The sequence below is a fragment of the Phenylobacterium sp. genome (assembly GCF_036677185.1).
GTDB lineage: Bacteria > Pseudomonadota > Alphaproteobacteria > Caulobacterales > Caulobacteraceae > Phenylobacterium.
Map to the genome: position 1 here is coordinate 394,848 of NZ_JAKFEN010000012.1, position 11,200 is coordinate 406,047.

General features: G+C 68.7%; 9 protein-coding genes. All 9 read left to right on the top strand.

Translation table 11 applies throughout. The annotated features are described in order from the left end of the window. Positions 1-110: 110 nt before the first annotated feature. On the top strand, positions 111-1,484 hold the full coding sequence (locus V6M51_RS03415; RefSeq protein WP_332764633.1) for a M20/M25/M40 family metallo-hydrolase: 1,374 nt from the start codon (positions 111-113) through the stop codon (positions 1,482-1,484). Beyond that, a complete protein-coding gene (locus V6M51_RS03420; protein WP_332764635.1) occupies positions 1,481-2,473 on the top strand; it encodes a D-alanine--D-alanine ligase in 993 nt (330 codons plus the stop codon). The genes V6M51_RS03415 and V6M51_RS03420 overlap by 4 nt, the downstream gene beginning before the upstream one ends. Next, positions 2,409-3,320 (top strand): cell division protein FtsQ/DivIB, encoded by a 912-nt coding sequence (locus tag V6M51_RS03425; protein ID WP_332764637.1) that lies wholly within the window; start codon positions 2,409-2,411, stop codon positions 3,318-3,320. Before V6M51_RS03420 ends, V6M51_RS03425 begins: the two co-directional genes overlap by 65 nt. Positions 3,321-3,458: 138 nt before the next feature. Continuing rightward, entirely contained in the window at positions 3,459-4,670 is a 1,212-nt protein-coding gene (gene ftsA, locus V6M51_RS03430; RefSeq protein ID WP_371129830.1) for a cell division protein FtsA, read from the top strand. A gap of 279 nt (positions 4,671-4,949) precedes the next feature. Beyond that, positions 4,950-6,428 carry a flavin-containing monooxygenase gene (locus V6M51_RS03435; RefSeq protein ID WP_332764640.1) on the top strand — a complete coding sequence of 493 codons (1,479 nt, stop codon included), beginning with the start codon at positions 4,950-4,952 and terminating at the stop codon, positions 6,426-6,428. 405 nt (positions 6,429-6,833) lie between these two features. Further along, entirely contained in the window at positions 6,834-8,390 is a 1,557-nt protein-coding gene (gene ftsZ / locus V6M51_RS03440; RefSeq protein ID WP_332764642.1) for a cell division protein FtsZ, read from the top strand. 247 nt (positions 8,391-8,637) lie between these two features. Continuing rightward, complete coding sequence (gene lpxC / locus V6M51_RS03445; protein WP_332764644.1) at positions 8,638-9,531, top strand: UDP-3-O-acyl-N-acetylglucosamine deacetylase; 894 nt, start codon at positions 8,638-8,640, stop codon at positions 9,529-9,531. Positions 9,532-9,677: 146 nt separating this feature from the next. After that, positions 9,678-10,028: a hypothetical protein gene (locus V6M51_RS03450; protein ID WP_332764646.1), complete on the top strand. Its 351-nt coding sequence runs from the start codon at positions 9,678-9,680 to the stop codon at positions 10,026-10,028. A gap of 130 nt (positions 10,029-10,158) precedes the next feature. Beyond that, positions 10,159-11,172 carry an outer membrane protein assembly factor BamD gene (locus V6M51_RS03455; RefSeq protein ID WP_442957668.1) on the top strand — a complete coding sequence of 338 codons (1,014 nt, stop codon included), beginning with the start codon at positions 10,159-10,161 and terminating at the stop codon, positions 11,170-11,172. The last annotated feature ends 28 nt before the right edge of the window (positions 11,173-11,200 follow it).

The window sequence follows — 11,200 nt, forward strand, 5'->3', positions numbered from 1 at the left end:
GTTCAGCCGAGACTCTGCGCCCCGCCTCCCGCCAGCGTGATGTCAGCAACATTGATCCCGCGATCGGCGATGTCTTGACAGGACTCTGCGCGTGGCGCACCCGCCGGAGCATGCGTATTGCTCTCCTAGCGGCCGCCGCCGCCACCCTCGTCGCGACTCTCCCGGCCCAGGCCGCCGACCTCGCCGCCACGGCCGCCGCCCTGCGCGAAAAGGCGCTTGCCGACCCCACGGCCTGGGAGGTGACGGAGTCGCTGACCACCGAGATCGGGGCCAGGCCGCAGGGCTCGCCCGCCATGGACCGCGCCCGCGACTGGGGTGTGGAGAAGCTGAAGAGCCTCGGCTTCAGCAACGTCCATGTGGAGACTTTCGAGACCAGCTCCTGGCTGCGCGGCGCGGAGTCCGCCGAGATCGTCGCGCCTTATCCGCAGAAGCTGCAGATCCTGGGCCTGGGCCAATCGACGCCGACGCCCCCTGGCGGGATCGAGGCCGAGGTCGTGCTGTTCAAGAGCCTGGCCGAGCTGATGGCCCAATCGCCCGGTTCGCTGAAGGGCAAGATCGTCGTGGTCACCCAGGTCATGCGGCGCACCCAAGGGATCGAGGGTTACGCCTCGGGCGTCGGGCCCCGGTTCATCGGCGGCCTCGAGGCCGCCAAGCGCGGTGCCGTCGCCTACCTGGTCCGGTCGGTCTCCACCGACGACACCCGCCTGCCGCACACCGGCGGGGCGGCGGCCTCGGGCATCCCCATGGCCGCGCTCTCAACCCCGGACGCCGAACTGCTGGAGCACATGGTCGCCCGTGGCAAGCCCGTGCGGATCAAGCTCTCCATGGCCTCGACCTTCCGCGCCAAGGCGCCGGCCTACAACGTGGTCGGCGAGATCAAGGGCCGCGAGGCGCCCGACGAGGTGGTGATCGTCGGCGGCCATCTGGACGCCTGGGATCCCGGCGCCGGGGCGGTCGACGACGCTGCGGGGATCGCCATCACCACCGCCGCGGCGAAGCTGGCGGGGGCCGAGCGCCCGCGCCGCACGATCCGCGTGGTGATGTGGGGCGCCGAGGAGCAGGGCGGCTCCGGCGAAGCCTACGCCACGGCCCACAAGGACGAGGTCGGCAAGATCATCGTGGTCGGCGAGAGCGACCTGGGGGCCGGCGAGATCTTCAACGCCAAACTACCGAAGGGCAGCCTCGGCCACCCCGCCATGAAGGCCTTCGCCGCCGCGGTGACGCCGCTGAAGGCGATCGTCTCCAGCGCCCCGGCCCAGCAGGGTGGTTCCGACACCGATGGCCTGCGCGGCCTGGGCGTGCCGGTGACGGAGTTCAATCAGGACGCGAGCCGCTATTTCGACCTGCACCATTCGGCCGACGACACCCTGGACAAGATCGATCCCAAGGAGCTGGCCCAGAACGTCGCCGTCTGGGCGGCGTTCATTTACACCGTCGCCGACAGCGACATCGATTTCCGCAAGACCGCCGCCGAGGCCAAATGACCCTGCCGCTTTCCGGACGCCCCCTTTCTGGCCGACACGTGGCCCTGCTCATGGGCGGGCTGTCTTCCGAACGGGAGGTCAGCCTGGTCTCCGGCCGCGAGTGCGGCGACGCCCTGGAACGCCTGGGCGCCAAGGTCACCAGGGTCGACGCCGGCCGCGACCTGGCCCAGGTGCTGGCCAAGCTCAAGCCAGATGTCTGTTTCAACGCCCTGCATGGGGAATGGGGCGAGGACGGCTGCGTCCAGGGCGTGCTGGAGACGCTCGGCCTGCGCTACACCCACTCCGGCGTGCTGGCCTCGGCCCTGGCCATGGACAAGGCCAAGTCCAAGGCTGTGCTGGCCGCCGCTGGGGTGACTGTGCCGGGGGGCGGGCTGTTCAACCGCTTCGAGGCCGCCGCCGACCACGTCATGGCCCCGCCCTATGTGATCAAGCCCAATGCCGAGGGCTCCTCCGTCGGGGTGTTCATCGTCCCCGAGGGCGCCAACCGCCCGCCACAGGAGATCGTCGCCCCGAGCTGGACCTTCGGCGAGGAGGTGATGATCGAGCCCTATGTCCGCGGCAAGGAGCTGGCGGTGGCCGTTATGGACGGCAAGGCGATCACGGTGACGGACATAGTGCCGCGCTCAGGCTTTTATGACTATGAAGCCAAGTACGGGGAGGGGGGCTCGGAGCACGTCGTTCCGGCGCAAATTCCCTTGCACGCCTTCGAAAAGGCGCTGGAGCTGTCGGAGCGGGCTCATGCAGCGCTTGGTTGTCGAGGGGTTACCCGATCCGACCTTCGTTATGACGACATTAACGACATTCTGGTCCTTCTGGAGGTCAACACGCAGCCCGGCATGACGCCCACTTCGCTCGTCCCCGAGCAGGCGGCGTCGAAGGGCGTGGACTTCGACCGTCTAGTGCTTTGGATCACGGAGGATGCTTATGCCCGCGGCGATGCGGGGGGGATCGCGAGTTTCGGCGAAACCCCGGGCCAAAGCGCCCCCTAGCACCAAGGCTCGACCCCAGCCCAAGAAGCAGGGGGCGTACGCCCCTGGCAAACTTAAGGCCGCCCGCGGCGTCGGGCTGTCACCTGCCTATGCGCTCGCCGCCGCCGCCGCCGTGCTGGCCCTGACCATGGGCGTCACGCTGGCCACCGGCGGCCGGGGCCAGGCCCTGCACTCGGCGATCAACGAGGCGGTGGGCAGCGAGTTCGCCAGCCTGGGTTTCAAGCTGAAGGCGGTCCACGTCCAGGGCGCCTCGACAATGGCGACGGCCGATATCCTGAAGGCGGCAGGCGTCTACGAGGATCAGCCGGTCCTGGGGCTCGATCTGGAGGAGGTCCGCAAGCGGATCGAGACCGTGGGCTGGGTGAAGGAGGCGCGAGTGGTGCGCTTGCTGCCCGACACCCTGGTCCTGGCCGTGGTCGAGCGCCGCCAGCTCGCCGTCTGGCAGAGCGGCGGCAAGAGCCGGGTGATCGACGAGACCGGCCGGGTGATCCCCGAGGCCGATCCGCGGCGGTTCCCGAACCTGCCGCTGATCGTCGGCGCCGGCGCCAACGAGTTCGCCGCCCAGATCCTGCCGGAGGTCGCGGCTCGGCCCCGTCTGGCCGAGCGGCTGGAGGCCCTGGTGCGGGTCGACGGCCGCCGCTGGGACCTGCGGCTGAAGGACGGGTCGCTGGTGCAACTTCCGGCGGTCGACGAGGGCGCGGCCCTGATCCAGCTGGAGCAGCTCGATCAGCGCTCGCGGATCCTGGAACTGGGTTTCGAACGGATCGACCTGCGCGATCCGACGACTGTGGCGGTGCGACCGCGCGATGGCGCCCTTCCCGGGCAGCTCGTCGCGAACGGCGCTTGATCGGATAGAGGGATTACGAGCTTGGCGACCCGTCTCGAGGACCGCAAGGACAGCCGCGAAGGCCTGAAGGCCGCGCTGAGCCGCCAGCCCGTGGTGGCGGCCGTGGACCTGGGCGCCTCGAAGGTCACCTGTTTTATCATGAAGCCCGAGGGCGTGCGCCGGGGCGACCGCACCCTGACCGCCGCCGGCGTGGGCTATGTCCAGTCGCGCGGCGTGCGCGGCGGGGCGATCGTCAATCTGGACGAAGCGTCCGACGCCATCGCCCAGGCTGTCGAGCGGGCCGAGAACGTCGCGGGCGTGCAGGTGCAGGGCGTCACCGTCGCCACCGCCGGCGGCCAGCTCACCAGCCACCGCATTGCGGGCCGTGTCTCCATCGGCGCCCGCCCGATCTCCGACGCCGATCTGGTGCGCGCCATCCAGCAGGCCCTGTCGCAGATCAAGATTCCCGGCCGCCGCGCGGCCCATATCCTGCCGGTCGCCTGGTCGGTGGACGGCCAGGCCGCGATCCGCGATCCCCGCGCCATGTTCGGCCGAGCGCTGGGCGTCGAGCTGCTGGTCGTCTCGGTGAGCGAGGCCGTGTTCCAGACCCTGGGGGCCTGCGTCGAGCGGGCCCACCTACAGTTCGAGGGCGTGGTCGCAGCCCCCTTCGCCTCGGCGCTGGCCGCCCTGGAAGAAGACGAGATGGATCTTGGCGCGGTCTGCATCGACATGGGCGGGGGCTCGACCTCCGCGGCCGTGTTCGCCGGCGGCAGCCTGATCCACGTGGAGACCCTGCCGGTGGGCGGCAGCCACGTCACCGCCGACATCGCCCGGGGCCTTTCCACCTCCATGGCCGGCGCCGAGCGGATCAAGACCCTGCACGGCTCGGCCATCGCCTCGGCCAACGAGGACCGCGAGATGATCGAGGCGCCGCCGCGCGGCGACGATCCGGGCGCCGGTCCCGTGATCGCGCCCCGCTCGCTGCTGAAGGGCATCATCGCCCCGCGGGTCGAAGAGACCCTGGAACTGCTGCGCGACCGGCTGAAGGCCTCCGGCGCCCCCGTCGAGGCGGGCGCGGGCCTGGTCCTCACCGGCGGCGCGAGTCAATTGGCCGGGGTGCGCGAAGTGGCCGTCCGGGTGTTCGACCGCCCGGTGCGCCTGGGACGCCCGCGCCGGGTGCCGCACCTGGCCGACGCCGCCTCCGGTCCGGCCTTCTGCGCCGCCGCAGGCGTCCTGCAGCGCGCCGCCTTCGGCCCACGCGAAGCGGTCTCGGCCAAGGCGCTGGCCTCGGCCAAGCTGCGCCGCGAGCCGCTGGAGCCGGGCGCCAACCCGGTCGCCAAGGCCGCCGCCTGGCTGCGCGAGAACCTCTAGACCCGCGCTCCGCTTCGGCGCTCCCCTCTAAGATCGTCATGGCCGGGCGCAAGTCCCGGCCATCCATGATCTCCGAGTCAGCGGATCTGCCCGTGAGCCCGGCGCCTATGGATCCCCGACACGCGCTCCGCGCGGTCGAGGATGACGAGCACGTTGGGGAGGGGTGTGCGACCGTAGAGCGGTTGCTGATGGACCCGCGTTACGCCACTTCCATCGAAACGCTTGTTTCAGCGGCGAATTGCGGTAACTGATCGTTGTTCAGGAAGCGGGGGACATCCGATGGCCGACCAGCATTTCGACGTGGTGATCGTGGGCGCCGGGCTCTCGGGTATCGGCGCGGGCTATCACCTGCAAGCCAATTGCCCCGGCCGCACCTACGCCATCCTCGAAGGCCGCGAGGCCATCGGCGGCACCTGGGACCTGTTCCGCTATCCGGGCATCCGGTCGGACAGCGATATGTACACCCTGGGCTACGCCTTCAAGCCGTGGACGCAGGCCAAGGCCATCGCCGACGGCCCCTCGATCCTGCGCTATGTGCGCGACACGGCCCGTGACAACGGCATCGACCGGCACATCCGCTTCGGCCATCACGTGAAGCGGGCGGCCTGGTCCAGCGAGACCTCCACCTGGACGGTCGAGGCCGTGCGGGGCGGGGAGAGCGTCCGCTACACCTGCAACTTCCTGTTCCTCTGCGGCGGCTACTACAACTACGAGAACGGCTATACGCCGGACTTCCCGGGCGCCGAACGCTTCAAAGGCGCCACGGTCCATCCGCAGAAGTGGCCGGAGGACCTCGACTACGCCGGCAAGCGGGTGGTGGTGATCGGCTCGGGCGCCACGGCGGTGACCCTGGTGCCGGAAATGGCCAAGACCGCGGCCCACGTGGTCATGCTGCAGCGCTCGCCCACCTATGTCGTCTCGCGTCCAGCCGAGGACAAGATGGCCAACGACCTGCGCAAGTGGCTGCCGGCCAAGCTGGCCTACGCCCTGGTCCGGTGGCGCAACGTGCTGTTCGGCATGTACTTCTACCAGATGGCCCGCAAGAAGCCGGCCCAGGTGAAGGCCGGCATCATCGACATGGTGCGCCAGCAGCTCGGGCCCGACTACGACGTCGATAAGCACTTCACCCCCAGCTACAATCCCTGGGACCAGCGCCTGTGCCTGGTGCCGGACGCCGACCTGTTCGAGGCCATCAAGGCCGGGACGGCCTCGGTGACCACCGACCATATCGAGACCTTCACCGAGACCGGCATCAGGCTGAAGTCCGGCCAGGAGCTGGCCGCCGACGTCATCGTCACCGCCACCGGCCTGGAGCTGAAGGCGCTGAACGGCCTGGAGCTCAGCGTCGACGGCCATCGCGTCGATCCGGCCAAGGCCATGAGCTACAAGGGAATGATGTACCGCGACGTGCCGAACCTGGCCTCGTCCTTCGGCTACACCAACGCCTCCTGGACCCTGAAGTGCGACCTGACCTGCGAGTATGTCTGCCGGCTGCTCAACCACATGACCAAGACCGGCGCGTCGCAGTGCACGCCGCGCAACACCGACCCGACCATCGGCGAGGTCCCGTGGCTGGACTTCTCGTCGGGCTACGTCCAGCGGGCCATGGAGAAGTTCCCCAAGCAGGGCTCCAAGGCGCCGTGGAAGCTGCACCAGAACTACGCCCTGGACCTGATGAACCTGAAATACGCCACCGTGGCCGACGGGGTCATGGAGTTCGCCAAGCCGACCCCCGTTCCGGTGCGCCAAGCCGCCTAGGCTCGGCTGTATGTCTTGTGGACGCCGCTGTGCGTTCCTGGGGATGATCTTGGGGATTTCAGGTGAACGTGGGGCGGGTCGCAAGTCGACCGCGCCGGGGCGCAAGCGGTCGCGCCGAAACCCAAAGCTTGGCCGTTGGCATTAAAATCCTGTTCGTTGAGCGTGTTAGCTCAAGACCTGAGCGCCTGAGTCATCCGGTCGCAGTTTCGGCGACGTGGTTAACGCGTAAGCCTTATGCAGCAAGAAATTTGTTATCCACACGGGTCGACGCGCGTCCGACTCGCCTTATGCAGTTAACCGCCAATTAACGATGGTGGGCGTTTCCTTAACGCCATCCGTCGCGGGAACCAGGCGGGCGGGTCGCCAGGCGTTCCCTAGACCACGGTACGGAGACACAGGGTCCCAATGGCTATTGCACTTTCAGCGCCGCGCGCGACCGAACTGAAGCCGCGTATCGTCGTGTTCGGCGTCGGCGGCGCCGGTGGCAACGCCGTCAACAACATGATCGAGGCGGGACTGGAGGGCGTCGAATTCGTCGTCGCCAATACTGACGCCCAGCAGCTTTCCTTCTCCAAGACCGACCGGCGCATTCAACTCGGCGTGCAGGTGACCCAGGGCCTCGGCGCCGGGGCCCACCCCGAGGTCGGGATGAGCGCGGCCGAGGAGTCGATCCCGGAGATCGGCGAGCACCTCGACGGCGCCCACATGATCTTCATCACCGCGGGCATGGGCGGCGGCACCGGCACCGGCGCGGCCCCGATCATCGCCAAGTGCGCCCGTGAGCGCGGCATCCTGACCGTCGGCGTGGTCACCAAGCCCTTCCACTTCGAAGGCCGCCACCGCATGCGCCTGGCCGACGCCGGCATTGGCGAGCTGCAGCGCTATGTCGACACCCTGATCGTCATTCCGAACCAGAACCTGTTCCGGGTCGCCAACGAGCGGACCACCTTCGCCGAGGCCTTCGGCATGGCCGACCAGGTCCTGCACTCGGGCGTGCGCTCCATCACCGACCTGATGGTGCTGCCGGGCCTGATCAATCTCGACTTCGCCGACGTGCGCACGGTCATGACCGAGATGGGCAAGGCGATGATGGGCACCGGGGAGGCGACCGGCGACGATCGCGCCCTGATGGCCGCCCAGAACGCCATCGCCAACCCGCTGCTGGACGAAGTCTCCCTGAAGGGCGCCAAGGCCGTGCTGGTCAATGTGACCGGCGGGCTGGACATGACCCTGCTGGAAGTCGACGAGGCGGCCAACGCCATCTCCGAGCAGGTCGACCCGGAAGCCAACATCATCTTCGGCGCGGCCTTCGATCCGTCGCTGGACGGCATGATCCGCGTCTCGGTGGTCGCCACCGGCATGGACGGCGCCTCCATCGCGGCCATCGAGCCCAAGGTCGAGCGCCGGCCGCTGACCGCCCCGCCGTTGCGCGCCGAGACCCAGCGCGCTCCGGCGCCGACACCCGAGCCGGTGATGCGCGCCCCGACCCCCGCGCCGAGCTACGCGGCCTATGTGCCTCCGGCCCCGGCCTCGCGGCCCGAGGTGATCACGGCCTACGCCCCGACACCGACGCCCGCGCCGGAGCCGGTCAAGGCCGCCTTCGACGACGAGGACGAGCAGGGCGACCTCTACGCCGCCGCTCCGGCTCCGGCCCCGACCGCTCCCGAGCCGCAGATCGTGCGTCCCATGACCAAGATCGTCGACCCGGCGGTCGAGGAGATGGAGGAGGAGCCGCTGTTCGGCGAAGCCGCCTTCGAGGATCGCCGGCCGCAGCGCTCGGGCTTCCTCAGTCTGTTCGGCAGCCGCCCCCGCTACGACGCCCCGGCGCCCGCGCCCCAGACCACCCGCCCGGCGGCTAGCCGCGGCGGCGCTCTGCCGGCCGAACAGCCGATCCAGGAAACCCAGACGGAAAGCCAGGAAGACCTGGAGATCCCATCCTTCCTGCGCCGCCTGGCCAACTGATCCCAGGACGACAATTCGAACCTGCGCATGGCCGGGCCTGTCCCGGCCATGTCGCGTTTCGGAGGGGGCTCGCGCGCCGGAGCGAGCGGCGCTTTCGCCTTGAATCCTAAGGGATTCTTAACCGTCCCAATTCGAAACATAGCGAAACAGGAAGTGTTTTGCCGCGCTGCAGCATCCGGCCTATTCCGCTGCTGGGGCGTTATGCGGCCACCCCCGGGGTCGCGCGTCCGTTGAGAAGGCGAAGAGCTTGCCCGCATCGGTGTTCCAACAGACCCTGCAAGGCCCCGCGATCTTCGCCGGAGTCGGTGTCCACACCGGCGCCTATACCCGCGTCTCGGTTCGGCCGGCGCCGGTCAATTCGGGGATCGTCTTCGTGCGCACCGACGTGCTGGACCGCGACAACCGCGTGCCGGTGTCGGGTGAGGCCGTGACCAAGACCCAGCTGGGCACCGTGATCGAGAACGCCGCCGGGGTGAGCGTCGCCACGATCGAGCACCTGATGGCCGCCCTGGTCATGCTGAACATCGACAACGCCACTGTCGAGCTCGACGGCCCCGAGATGCCGATCATGGACGGCTCCTCCCTGCCGTTCGTGCAGGTCCTCGACCGCGCGGGCCGCCGGGGCCAGGACGCCCCGCGCCGCTATATCGAGATCCTCGACGTCATCGAATATGTGGACGGCGACAAGCGCGCCACGCTCAGCCCATCCGACCGGTTCGAAGTGGCCTTCGAGATCGCCTTCGCCTCGGCCGCCATCGGCCGCCAGCGCGTCGACCTGGCGATGGACGAACTGGCCTTCCGTCGCGAACTGGCCGACTGCCGCACCTTCGGCTTCCTGCACGAGGTCGAGTACCTGCGCAGCATCGGCCTGGCCCGTGGCGGCTCCATGGAGAACGCCGTCGTCATCGAGGGCGACCGCATCCTGAATCCGGAAGGCCTGCGCCGTCCGGACGAATTCGTGCGCCATAAGGCGCTGGACGCCATCGGCGACCTCTATGTCCTGGGCGCCCCGATCCTGGGTCGCTTCGAGGGCGTCCTGGCCGGCCACGGCGTGAACAACATGCTGGTCCGCGCCCTGATGGCCAATCCGCAGGCCTGGCGCTATCGCACCTTGGTGCAGGACCTCGCCGAAGCGGTCTAGGGGCAAGGTCTCCCGACTCTTTTTAGCAGCTTCCGCTTGCGAAACGGAAGAACTCGGGCAAAGTTGTTCTCGTTTTGTTTCGAGGTCAATTGATGAATAGACCTTCTCGTCAGGCTGGGATTTCATGGTGGATTCTGTTTCTGCCGATGGCGATCAGTTTTCTCGCTCTGCAACCCAGCTTCTGGGGGTGGAGCTGGTGCGTTGCGTCAGAATCGACGACCTGCAGCGTGGTGAAGGATGGCCTTGGTTGGATCGGGGCCGGGTTCCCCCACGTCCTGGCGTATCCCCTGGCCATGATCTCCAGAAGCTTGCCGGTCATATTCGGCGTTTTGGTCCTGATCGACCTCGGGCTGATCGCCATTGCCTGGAAGGCGTTGCCGCGGCGCCTGACGAAGTTTCAGGTGGGCGCCGGCATCACCCTGTGGGTGGCCTTGAGCGTCGCGACGGTGCTGGCGTCGCCTTACCTAATGGTTTGGGCTTGGGAGCGCGCGCATTGACCCGCATCGCCGCTCTCCGCCGCATTTGCGCCCCGCATCGCATGCTGTAGAAGCGGGGACTCGCGGCGCGGGGGCGCGCGTTGGTCTCTTTGAGGTGCAGGTGTCCTTGCTTCGACATTCCCGGGCTCGCATGGCGTTCGTCGCCGGTTTCGCTGTCCTCGCCCTGGCCGGATGCGCCGGCAAGGAGAAGAAGCCCCGCCTCGCCTATGAGGAGCGGCCCGTCGAGCTGCTCTACGCCACCGGCGCCGACCGGCTGGACCGCGGGCTGTGGAACCAGGCCGTGCAGTATTTCGGCGAGGTCGAGCGCCAGCACCCCTATTCGGAATGGTCACGCCGGGCGATCCTGATGACCGCCTACGCCCACTACCAGGGCAACAACTACGCCGAGGCGATCGGCGACGCCGACCGGTTCATCTCGCTCTATCCGGGCAACCCGGCCGCCGCCTATGCGCACTATTTGAAGGCCATCTGCTACTTCGAGCAGATCGTCGACGTCGGCCGCGACCAGGCCGCCACCGGCCAGGCGCTGAACAACCTCCAGGAAATCGTCCAGCGGTTCCCGCGCACCGAATACGCCGCCGACGCCCGCCTGAAGATCGACATGGTCAACGACCAGTTGGCCGGCAAGGAAATGACCGTCGGCCGCTACTATCTGCGCCAAGGCGACACCCTGGCCGCCATCGGCCGCTTCAAGACCGTCATCGACCGCCACCAGACCACCAGCCACGCGCCAGAGGCCCTGTACCGCCTGGTGGAGGCCTACCTGACCCTGGGCCTGGCCGAGGAGGCCAAGCGCAACGGCGCCGTCCTGGGCTACAACTATCCCGGCGATCCCTGGTACCGCGACGCCTACAAGCTGCTCACCGACCGGGGCCTGCGCCCGGCCACCGAGCCCACCGGCGAGCGCCGCGGGATCATGTCGCGCCTGCCGTTCGTCAAGGACAAGAAGGCGACCGTGAAGCCGCCGGCCGCCGATGGTCCCGCCATGCCGACCGCCGCGGCGGCCATGGCGCCCGCCGCCGAGGCCGCGCCCGCCGCGACGGAAACGGCCCCCGCCGAGGCGGCCGAAGCGCCAAAGGCCGCCCCGCGCAAGCGCAAGGGCCTGCTCTCGCGCATCCCGTTCCTGGGCGACCGGGACAAATAGGAACCTAAAGCGAACGCGCGGGCTTCCG